Here is a 23,241-nt window from a genome sequence, read left to right on the forward strand (position 1 = left end):
AGTGTTTCACACCTTATATACTAAGAAAAGAATATTTTTGCAGACGAAAACTGAATAGGAGTATTCAGTTTTCTTTTTCCTACCTTATTTCTAAATCATGAATTACACACAAAAACGCCTTTCAAGAATCGAAAAAAAGAAGAATATAAAATTATACAGAGAACAAAAAAGAGTATGAAGAGTAGATTAGTATTATTGGCATGTTGCCTGGCACTGCTCAGCAGTTGCGGACAAGGCGACAAAGGAACGGGTAAAGCTCCCGAATTTGCAGTGATTGAGGCAAAGACCACCACTGCCAACTTGACAAACAGCTACCCTGCTACTATCAAGGGTAAACAAGATGTAGAAATCCGCCCGATGGTGAGTGGGTTCATCACAAAATTGCACGTGGATGAAGGCGCAACAGTGCGCAAAGGACAAGTGTTGTTCAGCATCGACCCCGTACAGTATCAGGCAGCCGTAAATTCGGCCAAAGCTGCTGTTGAAACAGCCAAAGCTGCCGTAAACACACAAGAACTGACTGTAAACAACAAACGTGAACTGAACAAGAAAAACATCATCAGTGACTACGATTTGCAAATGGCCGAAAACCAGCTGGCACAGACAAAGGCACAACTGGCACAAGCCAATGCCCAATTGGTCAATGCCAAGAACAATTTGTCATACACCAGTGTAACCAGCCCCAGTGACGGTGTAGTAGGTAGCATTCCCTACCGCGTAGGTAGCTTGGTTAGTCCTTCCGTAGCCAGCCCGCTGACTACCGTTGCCGACATCTCCGAAATGTACGCCTACTTCTCCATGACCGAACGCCAACTCTTGTCACAGATTCGTGAAGGCGGTAGCACCAAGGAAATTCTGGAAAAGATGCCGGATGTACAGTTGCAGCTCATCGACGGGACCATGTATGCCGACAGTGGCCGCGTGGAGACAATCAGCGGAGTCATTGACCAGACTACCGGTTCGGTAACCATGCGTGCCCTCTTCCCCAACAAGCACAACGTGCTGCGTAGTGGAAGCACCGGCAATGTGGTATTCCCCAACCCGCTGCATGATGTCATCATGATTCCACAGTCTGCCACTACCGAAATCCAGGACAAGCAGTTCGTATTCGTACTGCAACCGGACAACACGCTGAAAAATACCGAAGTTAAAGTGTTCAGCTTAGACGACGGCAAGTATTATTACGTGACGGAAGGTTTGAAAGCAGGCGAAAAAATCGTTATCGAAGGGGTACAGAACCTGAAGGACGGACAGTCCATCACGCCCATCACGCCTGCTGAAAAGGAAGCCGAATACCAGAAGGCCCTAAAAGACCAGAAAGAAGGCAATATTCAGACTGCGTTTCAATGAAAGAATGAAAAATAAAAAAATTCTTCAATTTTTAATTCCTTAATTGTTCATGAAATGAAATTAGATAGATTTATTAACCGTCCGGTACTATCAACGGTAATTTCCATCCTGATAGTAATCTTAGGAGTTATTGGTCTGGCTACCTTGCCTATCACCCAATACCCGGACATTGCACCTCCCACCGTATCGGTAAGTGCGACTTACCAAGGTGCCAATGCCCAAACGGTGCTTAACTCCGTTATCGCTCCGCTGGAGGACCAGATTAACGGTGTGGAAAATATGATGTATATGAGTTCGAGCGCCACCAACAGCGGTTCGGGCGACATCTCCATCTACTTCAAGCAAGGTACCGACCCCGATATGGCAGCGGTGAACGTACAGAACCGCGTTTCCATGGCGCAAGGCTTGCTGCCTGCCGAAGTTACCAAAATCGGTGTAACCACCCGTAAGCGCCAGACTTCCATGTTGATGGTATTCTCCATCTATGATGAAAAAGACCAGTACAACATCGAGTTCCTGGAAAACTACGCCAACATCAACCTTATCCCTGAGGTGAAACGTGTCAACGGTGTGGGCGATGCCATGGTATTGGGACAAGACTACTCCATGCGTATCTGGCTGAAACCTGATGTAATGGCCCAATACAAACTTATCCCCAACGATGTGGTTGCCGCCTTGAGCGAACAGAACATCGAAGCGGCTCCCGGCCAGTTGGGTGAGCGCGGTAACCAAACCTACCAGTATACTCTGCGTTACAAAGGACGTCTGCAACAAACTACGGAGTTTGAGAACATTGTCATCAAGGCTTTGGAGAACGGTGAAATACTCCGTTTGAAGGACGTAGCAAGTGTAGAACTGGGTCGTCTGTCATACGGATTCAACAATATGGTAAACGGACATAAAGCCGTGAGTTGTATCATTTTCCAGATGGCAGGCAGTAATGCCACGCAGACCATCTCGGATATCGAGGCCCTACTGGACGACTATTCCAGCAAACTGCCCGCCGGCTTGAAGATAAACATTGCACAGAGTGCCAACGACTTCCTCTTCGCTTCCATACATGAGGTAATCAAGACATTGATCGAGGCCTTTATCCTGGTGTTCATCGTAGTGTATATCTTCCTGCAGGATATGCGCTCCACGTTGATTCCCGCCATCGCCATTCCCGTGGCGTTGATTGCCACCTTCTTTGTATTGAAACTGATTGGCTTCAGTATCAACTTGCTGACCCTTTCGGCCATGGTGCTTGCCATTGCGATTGTGGTCGATGATGCCATCGTCGTCGTCGAGGGCGTCCATGCCAAGCTGGACCAGGGCTACAAATCGGCCCGTACAGCTTCCATCGACGCCATGAGTGAACTGGGTGGTGCCATCGTCTCCATTACGTTGGTGATGATGTCCGTATTCGTTCCCGTGAGCTTCATGGGAGGTACGGCAGGTACTTTCTACCGTCAGTTCGGTTTGACCATGGCGATTGCCATCGGTTTCTCGGCTCTGAACGCCCTGACCTTGAGTCCTGCGCTGTGTGCCATCTTCTTGAAACCTCATAATGGAGGACACGAAAGTCTGAAAGAGCGTGTAGGCGTTGCCGCCAAGGAAGCGCGCAAAATTATGATTGCACGTTATGCCGACTCTATAGGCCGGTTGATGCGTCCCGGCATTACACTGCTCTTCGTGACGGTAGCTATCCTGGGCATGATTTTCGGTCTGTTCAGCTTCAGCGAACACCCCATTCTGTGTAGCTTGATGATTATCATCAGTGTGCTGGCGTTGGCAGGTATGACTACCGACAAGTTCAAACAATCCTTCAATGACTCATACAACGGTATCCTGGGCAAGTATAAGAAACAAGTGCTGTTCTTCATCCAGAAACGCTGGATATCGGCAGGACTGGTTATCGGCTCTATTGTACTGTTGGGCGTATTCATGCAGATAACCCCGACCGGTATGGTGCCCAACGAAGACACCGGTACCATCATGGGCGCTGTGACACTGCCTCCGGGCACTTCACAAGAACGCGCACAAGAGATTTTGAACCGTGTGGACAGCTTGGTTGCTGCAGACCCTGCCGTACAGTCACGTACCGTTATCTCAGGTTATAGCTTCTTGGGCGGTCAAGGCCCCTCCTACGGTTCACTCATCATCAAGCTGAAGAACTGGGAAGAACGTTCCACGATGCAGAACTCCACGATTGTGTACGCTACTTTGTACATGCGCGCCCAAAAGATTATCAAGGAAGCGCAGGTATTGTTCTTCGCGCCGCCTATGATTCCGGGTTACTCGGCTTCAAGCGACATCGAGTTGAACATGCAGGACAAGACGGGTGGTGATTTGGACCACTTCTTCGACGTGGTGAACAACTATACTGCTGCCCTGGAAGCGCGTCCGGAAATCAACTCCGCCAAGACCTCCTTCAACCCCCACTTCCCGCAATACCAGCTGGACATTGATGCTGCCGCTTGTAAGAAAGCAGGCATCAGCCCCAATGATATCTTGACTACCTTGCAGGGATATTACGGTGGTTTGTATGCTTCCAACTTCAACAGCTTCGGTAAGATGTACCGCGTAATGGTACAAGCCGAACCTGATGCTACCAAGAATATGGAAACACTGCAAAGCATCAAGGTGCGCAACGGCAACGAGATGGCACCTATCACGCAGTTCATCTCCATCAAGAAAGTATATGGTCCTGACGTCATCAGCCGTTTCAACCTCTACACCTCCATGAAGGTGATGGTGGCTCCCGCATCAGGCTACACTTCCGGTCAGGCTCTGCAAGCCATTGCCGAAGTGGCGCAGGAAAACCTGCCTGCCGGTTTCGGTTATGAGTTGGGAGGTATGGCGCGTGAAGAGGCCGAAACGAGTGGCAGCACTACGGGACTCATCTTCATATTGTGCTTCGTATTCGTTTATCTGTTGCTGAGTGCCCAGTACGAAAGCTACATCCTGCCTTTATCCGTATTGCTGTCCGTGCCGTTCGGTCTGCTGGGTAGCTTCCTCTTTGTAGGCGGTATAGGCGCATTGGGCAGCATCCCGGCACTGAAAATGATTCTGGGTACGATGTCCAATGACATCTATATGCAGATTGCCCTCATCATGTTGATGGGTCTGTTGGCCAAGAATGCCATCTTGATTGTAGAGTTTGCCCTCGAACGCCGCAGAATGGGTATGAGTATCACCTGGGCAGCCGTATTGGGTGCCGCAGCCCGTCTGCGTCCTATCTTGATGACGTCGTTGGCAATGATTGTCGGTCTGCTCCCGCTGATGTTTGCTTCCGGTGCGGGTGCCAACGGTAACCGTACGCTGGGTACGTCTGCCATCGGCGGTATGTTAATCGGTATGATTCTGCAAATCTTCATAGTGCCCGCACTGTTCGTGGCATTCCAGTACCTGCAGGAGAAATTCAAGCCGATGGAATGGGAAGATGTGGACAACTCGGATGCAGAACCGGAGATTGAACAATATACAAAATAGTGATTAACGATTAGCGATTATGAAGAAAATAATATGCCTGATGTGCGCAACTGCTTTATTGAGCAGTTGCCACATCTACAAATCATACGACAGACCCGAAGACATAACAACTGCCGGACTGTATCGCGACACGGCGTCCGTGAACGATACATTAGCCGCAGATACGGCCAACTTCGGTAATCTGCCTTGGAGAGAAGTGTTCACAGACCCGCAGCTGCAGACACTTATCGAGCAAGCACTCACCAACAACGGTGACCTGCGCAGTGCCGCCTTGAACGTGAAACAAGCACAAGCCGCACTGATGTCTGCCCGTCTTGCCTATGCTCCGATGCTTGCCTTGTCTCCGCAAGGAACCGTCAGCAGCTGGGACAAGGGAAAGGCTACACAAATCTACTCCCTGCCCGTCACCGCAAGCTGGCAAGTCGACCTCTTCGGTCAACTGCTGAACCCGAAGCGACAAGCAAAGGTTAGCTTGAAGCAGACGCAATTCTACGAACAAGCCGTTCAGACGCAAGTCATCGCCGGCGTAGCCAACATGTACTACACCCTGCTGATGCTGGACCGCCAACTGCAAATCACCGAAGGCACCGTCGAGATTCTGAAAAAGAACCTGGAGACCGTGCAAGCCATGAAAGATGCAGGCATCTACGGAACCACTTCTGCTGCCGTAGAGCAGAGCCGCACTGCCTACGCTCAAGTCATGGCATCACTGCCCGACATACGCCAGAGCATACGCGAAACCGAAAACGCCCTCTGCCTGATGTTGCACCAACCGGCACAGAGCATCGCACGCGGTGTGCTGGAAGAGCAACAGCTGCCTACGGAATTTTCAGTAGGTATCCCCTTGCAGTTGCTATCCAACCGTCCGGACGTGAAAGCTGCCGAGATGTCACTGGCTGCCAGCTACTATAATACCAACAGCGCCCGTGCCGCTTTCTACCCGCAGATTACATTGAGCGGTTCGGGAGGCTGGACCAATAACTCCGGTGCAGGTATCGTCAACCCGGGTAAACTGCTGGCTTCCGCCATCGGTTCGCTGACGCAACCCTTGTTCTATCGCGGTGCCAACATTGCCCGTCTGAAACAAGCCAAGGCACAAGAGGAGCAGGCTAAGATTCAGTTCCAAACCGCCCTGCTGAATGCCGGAAATGAAGTGAGCAACGCCCTGCACCTGTATCAAATGGAGAAGGACAAAGCCGTTTCACGCACTATTCAAGTAAATTCTGCCCGCCAAGCTGCCTCAGATACAAAAGAATTGTTTAACTTAGGCACGTCGACCTATCTGGAAGTCTTGTCTGCCGAGCAGTCTTACCTCAGCGCACAGCTTGCAGAAGTATCCGACACCTTCAGCAGCATGCAGGCAGTCATCAGTCTGTATCAAGCGCTTGGAGGAGGAAGAGAATAAAATGAGCGATAAGTGATTAGTGATTAGCGATTAATGAAATAGTAAATCCTAATCACTAACCATTTATCACTAATCATTAATCATTAATCGCTAATTACTATGATAAGTCCGTTAGCTTATGTAGATTCTGCCGCAAAAATCGGCAAGAATGTAACCATCCAGCCCTTTGCATTTATCGAAGGGAACGTGGAAATCGGTGATGACTGTATTATTATGTCGGGGGCAAAAATTCTGCACGGTACCCGCATGGGAAAAGGGAACAAGGTGCATCACAATGCCGTTCTGGGTGCCGAACCGCAAGACTTCCATTATACGGGAGAGAACAGCATGCTGATTATCGGTGATAATAACGACATCCGCGAGAACGTGGTTGTCAGCCGTGCTACCCATGCAGGAAGCGCCACCCGCATCGGCAATGAAAACTACCTGATGGATGGTGTACACCTCTGCCACGACGTGCAGATAGGCAACCATTGTGTACTGGGTATCAAGACTACCGTAGCCGGAGAATGTCAGATAGACGACTGCACCATTCTGAGCAGCAACGTCATTCTGCACCAATACTGCCACATTGGAAGTTGGGTACTGATTCAGGCAGGCTGCCGCATATCAAAGGATGTGCCGCCCTATATCATCATGAACGGTAATCCGGCAGAATACCACGGTATCAACGCTGCTGTGCTTCAACACAAACACCAGGTGACCGAACGTGTATTGCGCCATATCGTAAATGCCTACCGTCTGGTATACCAGGGAAACTTCAGCGTGCAGGATGCCTTGCAGAAGATTGAAGACCAAGTACCGATGAGTGACGAGATACACAATATCATCAACTTCATCAAGAATTCCAAAGGAATCGTGAAGTAAACACCCTTCTTCGGGCACGAATCACGCAGACAATACGGATGAATAAATTCTTTTCTGTAAGTCTGCGTAGTTCGTGCCCTTTTCTATATTCCTCTACAATAGTTCCTGCATTATCTTTTACTATTTTTTGATGCACATTCATTCCAGGCAGTATGCTAAGTAAAACAAACTGTTTCCTTTAACTAAACATTTTGTTTCCTTATAGAGAACACTTTGTTTCCCTTAACAAAACAGTTCGTTCCATTATATGAAAACAAAGTGTTTTTCTATACTGAAACAAAGTGTTCTCTAATGCTGGAACAAACTGTTCAGTGTTGTGAACTAACGGATTAAGTATATAAAGGGTATTTATTATACTGTTTCTGTAGACAATGGTCTGTCTTGTCCTATAAAAGACGGGGAAAGAAGCAGGAAGCAACCGGGTACGCTCGGAAGGGTGAGGGTAAAATTTGCCCTCACCCTTTTTATTTGCTCTCACTCACCCTTGAAAGGGCGATGAATAGGGAGTTTCAGAAAAGCGGTGATAGTGGTGAGGGCAGGTTGAGTAATTTTTTGTTCTACTACTACTCGAAATGCAGGGTACCGAAGAACTCCGGGCAATGGAAGTTCGGCTTCTCCAGACCTATCGGATTCCAGGAAAGGAAATGGGGAGTCTGGAGCTTGTCACCGCATTTATAAAAATTGGCACGGAGCGTCTTTCCATCCAACGAAGTGATGTCATGCAGGAAGAAAGCGGAATAAGGGATGACCAGGGCCACTTCCCAGGCACACTCACCTACTCTTTCGTCGAAAGCCTCACGTCCCAAAGAAGCCCAACGCTGTACTTTATCGAGCACCTCTTGCGGGGCATGCTGGCGGTTTCCACGTCCGGCACCTGCCCCAATAAGCAGAGTCCCGGCACAATTACACTCCATATTGTAGTACACTCCGTCATCGGCAGGCACAGAGAAGAACTCTACACACGCATCTTCCCAAACCGGACCGTTATCGTGGCCTGCAACTGCGCGTACACTCGCTTCCCTTACCTTGAAATGCAGCAGAATGGCATCTTCCGTATGCGCTATGCGGAATTCCACATCGGGAGTATAAGGAAAAGCAGCCCAATTCACTGTGTTTACGGGCTGAAACGCCACCTTCTCTTCATCCAGAAGAGCCGGAACCGACTCTACCGGTATATTGGCCGCACTTACTTTCTTTACATTCAATTCTTTCATTTTACTATTTTGGGGATTAATTGCAGATAGCGGCAACATGCAAAGAGCTGCCGCTATCGTCATTAAAAACTTTTTCAGATACATGAGTCAATGAATTTTTTCATCTCCGGTGTATGCTCCTCCACGCTCTGCAACAGTTTGAACTGAGCCTTGGTACGCACAAGATTGTGCTCCGGATACAGGATTTTATAATAAGTATCACCGTTGATATAATCTGCCAGGAAGCGTACGCACTGCATGTATGGGAACAAGGCAGCCGCATAAGGCAGATTCTCAATCTCTATCGGCAACAAGAAGGATTTGCCCGATTCCAGATAACCCTTGGTAAATGCCTGGAATATTTCCATATTGAAGTTCACATTATCCAGATTCTTGTCGTCTTCCAACCCCGTGTTGGCACCTGAGCGAAGGAAATCGCCATAATCGGAGAAGATGAAGCTGGGCATCACCGTATCCAGGTCAATGACACAAAGCACCGTACCGTCTTCGTCGAACATCATGTTGTTTACTTTCGTATCACAGTGGCATACCCGTTTGGGCAGTTTGCCTTCACGGTACAGACGTTCTGCCTTACACATTTCATCAGCGCGTTTTTCTATCTCATCCAGAAAATACCGCACCTCCTGCACACGTCCCGCAGCATCGGCAGCCACAGCGTCACGGAGTTGCTTCAGGCGGAACTCCATGTTGTGGAAATCGGGAATTGTCTCGCCCAATGTATCTGGAATGTCGGCAAGCATAGCCTGGAAATTACCGAAGGCAGTTCCCGCATAATAGGAATATTCGGGGTTCACCGTCTCGTAAGTCTTGGCACGGGGAATAAAAGTCATGATACGCCAGTAGTTCTCACCGTCATACCAATAGGTTTTCCCTTCGGCCGTGGGGATGAAATGAAGCACTTTACGCTCGACATCGGCCTCTCCTTTCTCTTCCAGCTTCTTACGGATATGCCCGGTCACAGCCTCGATATTAGACTGTAACATCTCTACATTCTGGAAAATGGCATGATTGATACGTTGCAGAACATAGTCCGGCGCATCGGCCTCAACGGTGGTCACTTTGTACGTATCGTTAATCAGGCCTGAGCCTAAAGGCTTGATTTCACGAACCGTACCCTGCATTTGAAAATGAGATACAATAGATAAAAGGTCTTTCATGATAATAAATGAATTAATTTGTTTACAAAGATACGCCGATTGCCATCTATCAAAAGACAAGTATCGTTCGGCGCGCTTCCAAAATTATACATTTATCCAAACATAGCCGCAAAAACTGCCTAATAAATAAGAAGTCTTGTACAAAATATACCTATATTTGTAACTGAAACCTTAAAAACTACCCGAAAAGTGCGAACGTTTATCATCCGGCTGCTTCTTGTTTCAGTAAGCATGATTGCTGCAACCCTGCAGGCGCAGAACATCACCTTCAACCATCTGACAACCGACGACGGTCTGTCACAATTCTCCGTGAACAGCCTTTACATCGATGAAAACGGTGTCTTATGGATTGGAACCCGAGAAGGCTTGAACCGTTATGACGGAGAAGACATACAAACTTACAAGCTGCAGAAGAACGACCCTTACAGCCTTTTCTGCAACACCGTGCTGCGCATGGCCGGCAACCGTAACGGAAAAATCTACCTGCTCTGTACGGAAGGAGTAGCCGAGTTCAATCTTGCCACCCAAAGATTCACCACCCTGCTGCAAGGAAATGTACACAGCATATATTACAAAGAGGCCCTTTTCATCGGAAAACAGAATGAAATCTACCGCTATAACGAGCAGACCGGGAACTTTGACCTCTATTACCAGCTTCCCGGAAAAAGTCTGGAAATCTGCTGTATGCATCTGGACAAAGGACAAATGTGGATTGGAACGACCACCGACGGAGCATACCGCCTGCAACTGGACAAGAACGAGCTGACCCACCCCATCCTGAAAGGCAACATCACCAGCATATACCAAGACAGCGAAGGCGAGTTATGGATTGGCAGCTGGGAAGAAGGGCTGCACCATGTAAAGACCGACGGAACCATCGAAATCTTTGAATACGACGCAAAGAACCCTTACAGCATCTCTTCCAACTTCGTGCGAGCCTGCTGTGAAGACAATCTGGGAAACATCTGGATTGGGACATTCAACGGATTGAACCGGTATGACAAAAGTACGGGACTCTTCCAGAACCACACTGCCAGTGATGCCCAGAGCGACGGACTGACACACTCTTCCATCTGGTGCATCGTAAAGGACAACCAAGGAACGCTGTGGCTGGGGACCTACTTTGGCGGCGTCAACTACTTCAACCCCGAGTACGAGATATACAGCCGCTATATGTATTCGCCCATCGAAAAGAAGGGGCTGAGCAATCCGGTTGTAGGCCGCACCATCGAAGACAAGGACGGCAATCTGTGGATTGGCACCGAAGGGGGCGGACTGAACTATTACAACCGCCGTACCCGTGAGTTCAAATGGTTCCGCCCGGAAATCGGTCCCAACAGTATTTCCCATAACAACATCAAGGCTCTCTATTATGATGCCTCCAAAGACATCATCTGGATAGGAACCCATCTGGGCGGACTGAACAGACTGGACATACGCTCGGGGCGATTCACACACTACCGCATGGAAGCAGGTAATCCGGAGACCTTGCCTTCCGACATCATCCGCGATATCGCGCCTTACCAAGACCACCTGGTGATAGCCACCCAAAACGGAATCTGCCTCTTCGACCCTGCCAACGGGAAATGCCAACAACTGTTCCAGGACAGCAAAGAAGGCAAAAAAATCAAGATGGTGGCAGATGTCACTTTCGACAGCAACGGTACGCTCTGGATTGCAGCCACGGGCGAAGGTGTGTTCAGCTACCGTTTCGATACCGGCAAACTGACCAACTACCGCCATGATACTGCCGACCCACACAGCATCAGCAACAACAATGTAAACAACATTACCCAAGACAGCAAAGGCAATCTGTGGTTCGCCACTTCGGGCAGCGGACTGGACTTATACCGCCCTGCCAGCAACGACTTCGAGAACTTTGACCAAGCGAAGAACGGCCTTTCCAGCGACTGCATCTACGAGACGCAGGAATCCCCCACCAGCGGCAAACTGCTGCTCATCACCAACGAAGGCTTCTCCATCTTCGACTACCGGCAAAAGGCATTCCTGAACTACAGTGCCGAAAACGGTTTCCCAATGACTGCCGTCAATGAGAATGCCCTTTGCGTGACCCGTGACGGAGAAATATTCCTGGGAGGCACGCAGGGAATGATTTCTTTCCACGAAATGGAGTTGAACTTCACACCAAAACCCTACAAAATCATCCTCTCCCGCCTCATTGTGAACGGAACGGAAATACAAGTGGGAGATGAGACCGGTATCCTGCAGCAAGCCTTGTACTGCACCCCCGAGATTACGCTCAACGCTGACCAGTCCATGTTCAGCATAGAGTTCGCCACTTCAAACTATGTAGCCGCCAACAAAGACGACATCATCTATAAGCTGGAAGGCTTCTCCAACGACTGGAACAGTGCCCGTGGACTGCACAACATCACCTATACCAACCTGAACGCCGGAACCTATAACTTGATTATAAAGCCCAACGGAAAAGACGAGAGCCTTTGTCCGCAAGTCCACCTTACCATACACGTGTTGCCTCCCTACTACAAGACTCCCCTTGCCTATCTTATCTACCTGATAGTGACGGGAATCCTGCTCTGGTATCTGGTGCGTACCTACAAGTCCAGAATCAAGTTGCGTGAATCACTGAAGTACGAACAGAAGCACATTCGTGACGTAGAGGCCCTGAACCAGTCAAAGCTACGTTTCTTCACCAACATTTCCCATGAATTCCGCACCCCGCTGACACTCATCGTGGCCCAAGTGGAAACGCTGATGCAACTCCAGAACTTCACGCCTGCCATATATAACAAGGTACTGGGCATCTACAAGAACAGCATACAGCTACGGGAACTCATCACCGAGCTGCTCGACTTCCGCAAGCAGGAACAAGGGCACATGAAGATAAAGGTAAGTCCACACAACATCGTGAACTTCCTATACGAAAACTATCTGCTTTTCCTGGAATATGCCAGCGCCAAACAAATCAGCCTCTACTTCGAGAAGGAAACAGACAGCCTCGAAGTATGGTATGACCAAAAACAGATGCAGAAAGTGATAAACAACCTGCTGTCCAACGCCGTCAAGCATACCAAGGCGGAAGACAGCATCACCCTCAGCATCAAGACCGAAGGCAGCAATGCCGTCATCCGCGTGACCGATACCGGCAGCGGCATAGATGCCCGGGAAGTGGACAAGATATTCGACCGCTTCTACCAGATAGACCAAATGGACTCTACAGATGCAAGCAAGACGGGTACGGGTATCGGCCTGGCATTGACGAAGGGTATCGTGGAGCTCCATCACGGCACCATCCGTGTGGAAAGCGAACTGGGCAAAGGTAGCAGCTTCATCGTAAACCTGCAATTGGGGAACGCACAGTTTGACGAAGAGCAAATAAATAAGAATGCAGACAGTGTGCAACAAATAGAAATTCCCAAACCGGAAAACGATGCCCTGCTCAAGGCGGAGCTGGAAGAGAGTGCTCCCATCAAACGACTCCCGGATGCAAAAATCCTGATAGTGGAAGACAACGACTCCATCCGCGACATGCTGGCAGGTATCTTCAAGCCCTTCTACGAAGTGCTGACTGCGGCCGACGGAGCGGAAGGACTTGCACTGGTGCGCAGCGAAATGCCCAATATCGTAGTCAGCGACGTGGTGATGCCCAACATGTCGGGAACGGAACTGTGCAAACAGATAAAGAGCGACTTCAACACCTGCCATATTCCCGTGGTACTGCTCACGGCACGTACTGCCATCGAACAGAATATCGAGGGACTGCGCATCGGTGCGGATGACTATATCACCAAGCCGTTCAACACCAATCTATTGATTTCGCGCTGCAACAACCTCGTGAACTCGCGCATCCTTCTGCAGGAAAAGTTCAGCAAGCAGCCGCAAGCCTTTGTACAGATGCTTGCCACCAACCCCATAGACAAGGAGATTCTGGACCGTGCCATGGCAGTCATCGAGCAACATCTGGACGATACGGAATTCAACGTCAACGTCTTTGCCCGTGAAATGGCAATGGCACGCACCAATCTGTTCACCAAGCTGAAGGCTATCACCGGGCAAACTCCGAACGACTTTATCCTGACTATCCGCCTGAAGAAGGGTGCCCTGATGCTGCGCAACAATCCGGAGCTGAATATCACTGAAATTGCGGACCGGATCGGTTTCAGTTCTTCACGCTATTTCTCCAAATGCTTCAAGGACATTTACCATGTCAGCCCACTGGCCTACCGCAAAGGAGAGAATGGAGGAGAGGAAAGTACGGAAGACAGTGAAGAGACATCTTAATATTGTACATCAAGCCATCGCATGATACGGTTTGTACTTTTTCTCCCTTCCCTTGTACTTCCTTATACACCCGATTCCATAAAACCTCTTACCTTTGACCTCAGAATTACAATCTAAAGTCAAAGAACTATGAAGCATTTTTCCCCCTTGTGGTCTCTGATTCCCGGTGCAGCCCTGATAGCGGGATGCGGAAGCCAACCTAAAGACAAGACTTCGGAGCACTCGCCGCAGAAGCCCAATGTAGTATATCTGATTGCTGATGACCTGGGTATCGGCGACCTGAGCTGTTACGGTGCCACCAAAGTAAGCACTCCCAACATTGACCGCCTTGCCGGACAAGGCATGCAGTTTACCAACGCTTATGCCACTTCTTCCACCAGCACTCCTTCCCGTTTCGGCCTGCTGACGGGCATGTATCCCTGGCGACAGAAGAATACCGGCATCGCTCCGGGCAATTCCGAACTCATCATCGATACCGCCTGCGTCACTATGGCCGATATGTTCAAGGAAGAAGGCTACGCCACTGCAGCAGTGGGCAAGTGGCACCTCGGCCTGGGCCCTAAAGGCGGTACAGACTTCAACCACTCCATCAAACCGAACACCCAAGACATCGGCTTTGACTATGAATACATCATCCCCGCTACCGTCGACCGCGTTCCCTGCGTCTTTGTAGAGAACGGACATGTAGTAGGCCTCGACCCCAACGACCCTATCACTGTGAGCTACGACCACAAGGTCGGTGACTGGCCCACCGGTCTCGAAAACCCCGAACTCGTCAAGATGAAACCCAGCCAGGGGCACAATAACACCATCATCAACGGCATCCCCCGCATCGGCTGGATGACCGGCGGCAAATCCGCCCTTTGGACAGACGAAGACATTGCCGACGTGATTACAGACAAAGCCAAGAACTTCATCACAGCCCATAAAGACGAACCTTTCTTCCTTTATATGGGTACGCAAGATGTACATGTTCCCCGCGTGCCACATCCGCGTTTCGCCGGCAAGAGTGGTTTGGGCGTACGTGGCGACGTCATCCTCCAGCTGGACTGGACCGTGGGTGAAATCATGCACACTTTGGACAGCCTCGGCATTGCCGACAACACCATTTTTGTATTCTGCAGTGACAACGGTCCCGTCATAGACGACGGCTATCAGGACCAGGCACGCGAACTGCTGAACGGCCATACTCCCATGAAGCACTACCGCGGTGGGAAGTACAGCGCTTTCGATGCCGGTACCCGCATTCCCTTCATTGTACGCTGGCCCAATGGCATCAAGCCCGGCAAACAACAAGCCCCCTTCTCCATGATTGATGTATACGCTTCACTCGCCGCCCTGCTGGACCATCCGCTGGAAGCAGGCATCGCTCCCGACAGCCGCGACCAGCTCAACAACTTCCTGGGAACCGACACTGCCGGATGTGACTATATTGTACAACAGAATCTGGACAATACACTCTCCATTATCCAGGGAGACTGGAAATACATAGAGCCCAGCGACAAGCCGGCACTGGAGTATTGGACGAAAATAGAAATGGGCAACGCCCCGCAGCCTCAACTGTACAATCTTTCCATTGATCCGTCCGAAAAAGACAATGTGGCAGAAGCCCATCCGGACAAGGTAAAAACGCTCTCTGCCCTACTGGAAGAGGTGAAGGAAGCAAAGAACCAAAGTGAAAGAGAATAAAAGTACAAGAGTGGTATAGTTCGCAAGTTTTGTACGAATTCGTACTTTTTGCGAACTATTAACTAATGCATTTGTATATTCCATCCCCTACATTTGCGATGTGATTCAACTCTGAAGTGAGTACAAAACAAAGAAACAACCTTTATTAATAACTAATTAAATTAATATTTATGAAACAGAAATCCAGCTTCTTTAAAGCATTAGGTATTATGTTGCTTTCTGTCCTATTTGCCACGCAGGCCAATGCACAGAATCTCACAGTAACAGGTACAGTGACTGACAACTTAGGTCCGGTGATTGGTGCTTCTATCCAGGTGGAAGGAACAAGTAACGGATGTATCACAGACATTGACGGAAACTACACCCTTCCCAATGTTCCGGCAAACGCAACTCTCGTATTCTCCTATATCGGATATCAGACACAAAAGATTGCCGTAGGCGGAAAGACCAAAATCGACGTAAAACTGGCAGAAGACAGCCAATTGCTGCAGGAAGTTGTCGTAGTGGGTTACGGCGTTCAACGTAAGAGTGACCTGACCGGTGCAGTTGCTTCTGTAAAAGCAGCAGATGCATTGAAGAATACCCCGACCGGTAATGTATCCGATGCATTGCAGGGACGTATGGCCGGTGTATCAGTTCTCTCTGGTTCCGGTAATCCTACTGAAGACAATACCATCCGTGTACGTGGTATCAACTCTATCACAGCAGAAACCGGTCCTTTGGTTGTTATCGACGGTTTCATCGGTGGTTCCCTTCAGTCGTTGAATCCTTCCGATATTCAATCTATCGAAGTATTGAAAGACGCATCTGCAACAGCTGTTTACGGTTCTCGCGGTGCAAACGGTGTAATCTTGGTTACTACCAAAAACCCATCCCAAGACAAATTGACCGTATCTTTTAATGCATTTGCCAACATCAAGACTGTAGCCAAGTATGCTGATAATCTTTCTACCTATGAATATGCCAACCTGGTTAATGACTATGGTAAGGAATATTTTGGATACGGCGACAATCACTATTATAGTGCAGAGCAATTAGCAGCCTTCAAGTCTGGCAAAGCAGGTTATGATTACTCAAGAGAAATCTTCCGCAGCCCTGCCGTTACACAGAACTATGAAATGTCTATTGCAGGTGGTGGCGAAAAGACTACTTTCCTGGCATCTCTCCGCTATCAAAACGATGAAGGTATCATCAAGGAGTCAAGTAGCCAAATCTACAGCTGGCGTTTGAAAGTAGATACCAAAATCAAGAAGTGGCTGAAAGCTGGTATGAACATCTATGGTCACTACAGAGAAACAAGTACTCCACGTGTCAATGAATATGATGGTTTAATCCAACAAGCAATGTACTTTCCCAGTACTATTGAACCGCAAGATGAAGATGGAAACTACAATAATTCATTTTTTGAGGGTAGTTCAACTTACAATCCAATGGGGCATATTTGGGAAGCAGACAATGCCAACAAGACAATAAATAATCGTATACAAGGTTATGTCCAGTTTGACATCATGGACGGTTTGAGCTTCCGCTCACAACTGGGAGTTCTGCTTGACAATAGACTAAACACTTCCGTACAAAATGACAAAAGTTACTATGCTTTCAAGAATAGCAATTTATCGCAAGGTCAAGCACGTAGTTACTGGAACACTTCCTGGTTAAACACCAACACATTAAGTTATGTAAAAGAATTTAATGCTAATCATCGTGTCAACGCAACTGCTGTTTTCGAACAGTCTTATGATAATAATTTCAATCATACCGGTACTGCTTATGGTTTGGATTATATTGATAGGATCGGTATAAACAACTTGGCATGGTCAAATGCAGAGCTTGCTACCAATAGCTCCGACCGTGTTATCAATACATTAATGTCAGGTATGTTACGTGTAAACTACGTATTTATGAACCGTTACATGGTTACTGCATCTATTCGCGCAGATGGTTCTTCACGTCTTGTTGATAAATGGAGCTATTTCCCATCTGCAGCTTTGGCTTGGGACTTGAAACAAGAAAGTTTTTTGAAAGACAACAGCTTTATCGACCAATTGAAACTTCGCCTCGGTTATGGTTCTGTAGGTAACCAAGCTGTAGAAGCTTACCGCCCCTATTCCAAACGTACTCCAATAAGAAATAGTGATGGCTCCACCTCTTATAAAGTAGACCGCCCTGCTGCTCCTTACCTAAAATGGGAACGTAACGACCAGTTCAATGCAGGTGTTGATTTTGGTATACTCAACGGTCGCATACGCTTGACTGCCGATTGGTATAGCAAATTATCCAAAGATATTTTGTTGGATCTGGCACAACCAACACACATGGGATTTCCCTCATTGTTGATGAACTCTGGCGAAATCAAGAATACTGGTATAGAGTTCACAATCAGTGCAGACCCATTTACCGGTAAAGGCTTCAGCTGGCATACCGACGTTACTTTATCGCATAATAAAGGAACTTTCAACAGCATACCTACAGCTAACCATCGCCAACAGCAAGCCGGAAGTTTCCAAAATCAATTATTCCAGATGATTGAAGGTGAAAAATTAGGTACATTCTGGGGATATACTTTCGGAGGTATCTGGCAGGAAGATGAAGTGAACGCTCCATTCGTAGACGCCAACGGTCAAACAAATGGCAAAACAAACGGTGAAGTCTATAAAGTCGTAGCTGGTAACTCTAAATATGTAGATACCAATAAAGACGGAGTACTGAATGATGCAGACCAAGGTATCATCGGCTGTGGTCAACCGACATTTAACTGGGGTTGGAACAATAGCTTCAATTACAAGAATTTTGATTTCTCATTCTTTATGGTAGGTTTCCATGGCTTTGATATATACAATGCAACTCATCAAATGGGATTCAATACAGTTTCCGGTCAGAACATGGCTGCAGTAACTCCAATGCGTGACTTCTTGAACCGTTGGACGCCAACCAATACAAATACAGATGTACCGGGTTTCGTACAAGGAGGCACAGAAAACAAAGTATTCAGCAGTCGTTTTGTAGAAAATGGAAGCTTTATCAAGATGAAAAGTATCACCTTGGGTTACACTTTGCCCGAATTAGCCTGCAAATCACTTGGTATCAGCAATCTCCGACTTTATGTTTCCATCCAGAATCCGTTCCATATCACCAACTATTCCGGTCTGGATCCTGAAGCAACAATGGGAAGCCCACTGATACAAGGTGTTGATTGGGGCTCATATCCTAACAGCCGTAATTATCTGATTGGTTTAAATTTTGCATTCTAATGATTTACCTTTTAAACAAGAATAATATGAAAAAATTAGCATATATAGCAACAATAGCCTGCAGTATGTTCCTGACAACTTCTTGTGTAGACCTGACCCAAGAGCCACAGTCTTTCATTACTGATGAAGATTACATTGCCAGCATGGACCTAACAGGTCTTCAACAAGCTGCAACAGGACTTTATAACGATTTATGGAATGGGAACTATGGTTTTAACTGCCGTTTACAACGCATAAATGTATGTGCAGATGATATTACTTATCGTGCGGCAAAAGCAAATAATGAATTGGCCAATTACTATAGACTATCTCCCAATATCACAGCCAACACTGCAGATTTCGATACTACTTGGTCACTATTTTTTGCCGTTATCAACCACTCCAATACACTTATTAATAAGACGGTATTACCGGAAAATGCAGACCAAGCCAAGAAGTTTGAAGAAGTATTAGGAGAAGCTTACTTCCTCCGTGGACTTTCTTATTTTTATTTGGTACGCATGTATGGTGATGTACCCCTAATTCTAGCAGAAACAGACGCTTCAACGTACATGCCGAGAACTGCTGTTGCAGAAATCTATGATCAAGCGATTATTCCTAGCTTGAAAAAAGCAGTAGAAATATTACCGGCAAAAAGTCGCAGCGGCTTCAGCTCTACTCCTTCCAAATGGGCAGCCGAAGCTTGTCTGGCAGACGCTTACATGACAATGGCCGGTTGGCCTTTGAAAAGAGGACAAGAGTATTACTCACTGGCAGCGGCTGCAGCTAAAGACATCATAGACAACTCTGGTTTGTACCTGACCGAAGAATATGCAGAATTGTGGAAAGAAGCCAATAAAGCACAACCCAATGAAGTAATGTTTGCCATCCACCATAATGCGAAGATGAAGACGGCAAGTAACTATGGAAAGTCTTACTACCCCAGCGATTTTGCCCCCAATGCCGGTTGGTCTGACTACTATGCAAACGAAAGCTTCTTTCTAAATTATCCGGATGATGCACGTAAAGAGTGGAATTATATGACAGAATGGGAAACTAAAAACGGTCATGTCACTTATAAAGAAAGTGCCGATAAGCTTCCCGCCATTTCCAAGTATTATGACTATGACAACGGCGCACCCGGTAAGAGTGCCCAAGCTAATGGTATCACTTGTATCTACCGTTACGCCGATGTCCTGCTGATGTACGCAGAAGCTTCCACCCGTGCCACAAACAGTGTAAACGCACAAGCTTTGGATGCCATTCAGAAAGTACAGAAACGTGCCGGTTATGCACAAGACCAGCTGACCACAACTACTGATCCTACAGCTTTCACAACAGCTGTATTCAACGAACGCGGTTGGGAATTCTTTGCAGAAATGAAACGTTGGTTCGAACTTGTTCGTCTGGAAAAGGTAAGTGAAGTTAGAGCCGAGACTTGGAATGGTTCGCTTTTCCAAAGCAACAACCATTATTACTTCCCCATACCTTATCAGCAAATCCGTCTGACACAGTGGACTAATAATGCAGGCTACTAATACTGATAAAAACGTAATAACACAAAACTTCTAACCTTATTTATCAAGAAATCAAATAGACCTTAATCAATTTGATATGTACGAAAGGGAGGGGCCGTGAGGTTCCTCCCTTTTATTTATCAATACAATGTAATACTACCCAAACAACATCCAACTAAATCAGGGAAAAGACATCCAGCTGGAAACTAAAAGCTTCATGCTGAAAACTAACAATATAAGACTATCCCTAATAGATAAAACAACGATATCACTCTATTTCCAATACTCTCATTAGAGCGTGATAGATAGGTATGAAAAAACACCTATCACACCCTAATAAATTTATAATCACATATATACTCCTTTGCGTGATAGCGTGACAGATGTTTTTATTTTTTTGTGTAGAAACAAAAATACCAGTAAATGCTATTTCTTTTCCGTACTTTCAAAGTGGCGTTGCTGCTGTTCCACCTGCTTCATTTCATTGATACGTTCCTGCTCTTCCCTGGCAAGGCGCTCTATTTCATTGAAGTCAATCTCTCCGACTTCAGTTTTTCCAAAGATTTCCGTCTTTTGCGGAACCGGAAGCTCTCTATACAAGGCTACACGTTCCGCAGGCAAAGTAGCTATTTCAATCACTGCCTGGGGATGGAACTGTATACCTGGATGCAAAAGACGTGCTTTTATTTTGATAGTACCTGCTTTCGTTGTTGTACGGATCAGTGCAGGTGCAGTCCCCCAACGACTGACACGGGGATTGGCTTCTACCTCTCTTCCACCGACCAACTCTCCTTCTCCTTCCACCTCAAAAATAACGGTTTCTTGAGAAAGGCGCTTTACATAGCCATCCTTATCGGTAATGGAAGCAATCACCGTGACCATATCCGAACCATTGGCACGCAGGGGCAGTCCAGAATCAACAGTCAGTACAAGCTGTTCATTACGTTTGGAAGGCATATTCTTGGTCCTAGCAACAATCTTGCCATCCAGGAATCCCTCAGCCACAATACTACATTGTTCCGGTTTCCCGGCCCGATGAAGTGCCCGGACATCCACAAAGCTATAAGCACCCTTAAAAACAACGGGAGGATGACGAATCCCCTTCTCCTCCAGCAACGGCACTTGCACAAGGGTGTCTTTTTCGTTCACAATGACACGTACACTATCACAGTTGGTATAAACCACTATATCCTCGGGGGAAAAAGGAGTCATGGCATTAGCTATATACACCATCGGCCCACTATCAGCCTGCTCCAAGTGCAGGTGCGGATCACGCTGGCTCATCATCATGTAATAGGAATACTTTGGCTGACGGAACATATCCATCAGTCCTCCCCAGAAAGGGTCAGGATGATAACCACGCTGGTGGTCAAACGAATGCCACAAGGCACCTCCTATATGCCCCCGAGGAGATTTGTAGAACTGATCAACCGTAAGAGAGCCGCCATAATCCTTGCGGGCATAGTGCTGGGCCTGGCGAATCTGTGGCTCTTCACCCCATTCACGTGCCACACGGCTGTAAGAATTGTGGGAATTCCAGTCATCCACACAGTCACCATACTCCCGGGTAAAGCAGGATTTGCCTGCATTCCGGTAAAACGCCTCGTTCTTGGGGGCTGTATAAACTACATCATATCCCATTGCTCCTTTGCTCTTGTCATCAATGGCAGCATAGCAACCCGGAGCCGGATACTCTTCATGAGTAGCCCGATAGGCATTCTGTGCGAAAGACTCCGGAAAAGCCGTCTCATTAAGTACCGGTTCCCACAGAAGGACAGACGGATGATTACGGTCTCGACGGACCATATTACGGATGTCGGAAAGGATACGTTCTTCAAACACCGGTTCCGGATTCCAGTACTGCCAGCCGGGAGTGGCTACAATAATGAACATGCCCAGTTCATCGCAGGCATCCATAAATGCAGGGTCTTGGGGATAGTGTGCCGAGCGTATAATCCGGAAACCAGCATCACGCATTTTCTTCACGTCCAGCCAATGCAGGTTGTTGGGTACGGCATTCCCGATATAAGCATAGTCCTGATGGCGGTTTACCCCCATCAGCTTGTCTCCGAACGGCTTACCATTGATATAGAGACCGTCGGCACCGCGAAACTCAATGCTTCGGATACCGATACGGGAAACAACAGCGTCGCACAGCTTGCCGTTAAGATAGACAGAGGTGCGGAGCCGATACAGATTCGGAGTATCGGGATGCCACAAAGACGGATTTCTGACAGTGAGCTGCTGCATGACGTGTCCATCACTTCCGGCAGACAAGCTGAGACTTTTCCTTGTACTGGCCACCTGCTTGCCAACAGCATCCAGCAGGGTTGACTCCACTACCACCCGGCAACCACTCTCTCTATCATTGACGATATGAGTCTTGACATTCACCCGAGCCTTTTGGTCCGACACATCCTCATAGCTGACAAACACGCCTCCCCCAGCCACCTGGCCAGCCTCATTGGCATCGCTTACATGCACGTCACCGGTACAGATAAGATAACAATCACGGTAGATGCCACCAAATACACAAAAATCCATCGTATACTGTTTGCGCCCCGGCGGGAAAGAAGGGTCATCACTGTTATCAGCACATACGGCAACGGTTACCTCATCACCTGGACGCACACCAACAGCAGTCAAATCTATACTCACCGGGAGAAAACCACCGAAGTGCTCCTTTACTTTGTAACCATTGATATAAAAGCTGCTTTTACCCATAACCGCCTCAAAATAGAGGGACAACCGCTTACCTTGATACCGAGTATCGACAGTGAAACGCTTGGAATACCAGGCCGGCCCCTGATAATTGCGAGAACCGCTCGCCTCGGAAGGAACCAGCTGTACGGTATGCGGTAGGTTTACCAGCTCCCACTTGCTGTCATCCAGTTGCAAAGGATCAGCTTTTAAAGGAATATCCCCCCGATGAAAACGCCATCCGGGATTAAAGTCCAATACCTCGCGGCCGGAATTGGGCACCGGATAAAAACTGGCAGCAGAAAAGTGTTCTTGTGCTTGCAGTACACCGATGCAAGCCCAGAAAATAATTAATAAAAGAATCTTTTTCATAAT

Annotated in this window: 11 protein-coding genes; 8 read left to right on the forward strand and 3 right to left on the reverse strand. The window is 47.7% G+C overall.

Annotation, left to right across the window (positions count from 1 at the left end; all coding sequences use genetic code 11):
* The first annotated feature begins 174 nt into the window (after positions 1-174).
* From DWY55_RS02995 to lpxA, 4 genes are all read left to right on the forward strand, one after another.
* Complete coding sequence (locus DWY55_RS02995; RefSeq protein WP_057254017.1) at positions 175-1,350, forward strand: efflux RND transporter periplasmic adaptor subunit; 1,176 nt, start codon at positions 175-177, stop codon at positions 1,348-1,350.
* A 54-nt stretch (positions 1,351-1,404) separates the two neighbouring features.
* Entirely contained in the window at positions 1,405-4,824 is a 3,420-nt protein-coding gene (locus DWY55_RS03000; RefSeq protein WP_057254019.1) for an efflux RND transporter permease subunit, read from the forward strand.
* Positions 4,825-4,843: 19 nt separating this feature from the next.
* Entirely contained in the window at positions 4,844-6,229 is a 1,386-nt protein-coding gene (locus DWY55_RS03005; protein WP_057097415.1) for a TolC family protein, read from the forward strand.
* Positions 6,230-6,328: 99 nt separating this feature from the next.
* Positions 6,329-7,096, forward strand: a complete 768-nt coding sequence (lpxA, locus tag DWY55_RS03010; protein ID WP_005833833.1) for an acyl-ACP--UDP-N-acetylglucosamine O-acyltransferase — start codon at positions 6,329-6,331, stop codon at positions 7,094-7,096.
* A gap of 563 nt (positions 7,097-7,659) precedes the next feature.
* Here the strand turns inward: lpxA and DWY55_RS03020 are convergent.
* Both DWY55_RS03020 and DWY55_RS03025 read right to left on the reverse strand, forming a co-directional pair.
* A complete protein-coding gene (locus tag DWY55_RS03020) occupies positions 7,660-8,394 on the reverse strand; it encodes a carbohydrate-binding family 9-like protein (protein WP_005826029.1) in 735 nt (244 codons plus the stop codon).
* Positions 8,385-9,467 (reverse strand): phosphotransferase enzyme family protein, encoded by a 1,083-nt coding sequence (locus DWY55_RS03025; protein ID WP_005826031.1) that lies wholly within the window; start codon positions 9,465-9,467, stop codon positions 8,385-8,387. Before DWY55_RS03025 ends, DWY55_RS03020 begins: the two co-directional genes overlap by 10 nt.
* Positions 9,468-9,656: 189 nt before the next feature.
* Here DWY55_RS03025 and DWY55_RS03030 point away from each other — a divergent pair, with 189 nt between their 5' ends.
* From DWY55_RS03030 to DWY55_RS03045, 4 genes are all read left to right on the forward strand, one after another.
* Positions 9,657-13,730 carry a hybrid sensor histidine kinase/response regulator transcription factor gene (locus DWY55_RS03030; protein ID WP_035447654.1) on the forward strand — a complete coding sequence of 1,358 codons (4,074 nt, stop codon included), beginning with the start codon at positions 9,657-9,659 and terminating at the stop codon, positions 13,728-13,730.
* Positions 13,731-13,859: 129 nt separating this feature from the next.
* Positions 13,860-15,419 carry a sulfatase family protein gene (locus tag DWY55_RS03035; RefSeq protein WP_034525476.1) on the forward strand — a complete coding sequence of 520 codons (1,560 nt, stop codon included), beginning with the start codon at positions 13,860-13,862 and terminating at the stop codon, positions 15,417-15,419.
* Positions 15,420-15,589: 170 nt separating this feature from the next.
* The gene (locus DWY55_RS03040; protein WP_005826038.1) at positions 15,590-18,670 is read left to right on the forward strand and encodes a SusC/RagA family TonB-linked outer membrane protein; all 3,081 of its coding nucleotides are present in this window, start codon (positions 15,590-15,592) and stop codon (positions 18,668-18,670) included.
* A 26-nt stretch (positions 18,671-18,696) separates the two neighbouring features.
* The gene (locus tag DWY55_RS03045; RefSeq protein WP_034522898.1) at positions 18,697-20,187 is read left to right on the forward strand and encodes a RagB/SusD family nutrient uptake outer membrane protein; all 1,491 of its coding nucleotides are present in this window, start codon (positions 18,697-18,699) and stop codon (positions 20,185-20,187) included.
* A 405-nt stretch (positions 20,188-20,592) separates the two neighbouring features.
* Here DWY55_RS03045 and DWY55_RS03050 read toward each other — a convergent pair whose 3' ends face one another.
* Entirely contained in the window at positions 20,593-23,238 is a 2,646-nt protein-coding gene (locus DWY55_RS03050) for a glycoside hydrolase family 2 (RefSeq protein WP_005826042.1), read from the reverse strand.
* Between the last annotated feature and the right edge of the window lie 3 nt (positions 23,239-23,241).

The sequence above is a fragment of the Bacteroides sp. AF25-38AC genome (genome assembly GCF_003602995.1).
GTDB classification, from domain to species: domain Bacteria; phylum Bacteroidota; class Bacteroidia; order Bacteroidales; family Bacteroidaceae; genus Bacteroides; species Bacteroides uniformis.

Excerpts from the sequence above, each read along its gene's own strand:
- DWY55_RS03050 (WP_005826042.1), bottom strand. The coding sequence starts at position 23,238 with ATGAAAAAGATTCTTTTATTAATTATTTTCTGGGCTTGCATCGGTGTA.
- DWY55_RS03025 (WP_005826031.1), bottom strand. The coding sequence starts at position 9,467 with ATGAAAGACCTTTTATCTATTGTATCTCATTTTCAAATGCAGGGTACG.
- lpxA (WP_005833833.1), top strand. The coding sequence starts at position 6,329 with ATGATAAGTCCGTTAGCTTATGTAGATTCTGCCGCAAAAATCGGCAAG.
- DWY55_RS03020 (WP_005826029.1), bottom strand. The coding sequence starts at position 8,394 with ATGTATCTGAAAAAGTTTTTAATGACGATAGCGGCAGCTCTTTGCATG.
- DWY55_RS03005 (WP_057097415.1), top strand. The coding sequence starts at position 4,844 with ATGAAGAAAATAATATGCCTGATGTGCGCAACTGCTTTATTGAGCAGT.
- DWY55_RS03045 (WP_034522898.1), top strand. The coding sequence starts at position 18,697 with ATGAAAAAATTAGCATATATAGCAACAATAGCCTGCAGTATGTTCCTG.
- DWY55_RS03040 (WP_005826038.1), top strand. The coding sequence starts at position 15,590 with ATGAAACAGAAATCCAGCTTCTTTAAAGCATTAGGTATTATGTTGCTT.
- DWY55_RS02995 (WP_057254017.1), top strand. The coding sequence starts at position 175 with ATGAAGAGTAGATTAGTATTATTGGCATGTTGCCTGGCACTGCTCAGC.
- DWY55_RS03035 (WP_034525476.1), top strand. The coding sequence starts at position 13,860 with ATGAAGCATTTTTCCCCCTTGTGGTCTCTGATTCCCGGTGCAGCCCTG.
- DWY55_RS03000 (WP_057254019.1), top strand. The coding sequence starts at position 1,405 with ATGAAATTAGATAGATTTATTAACCGTCCGGTACTATCAACGGTAATT.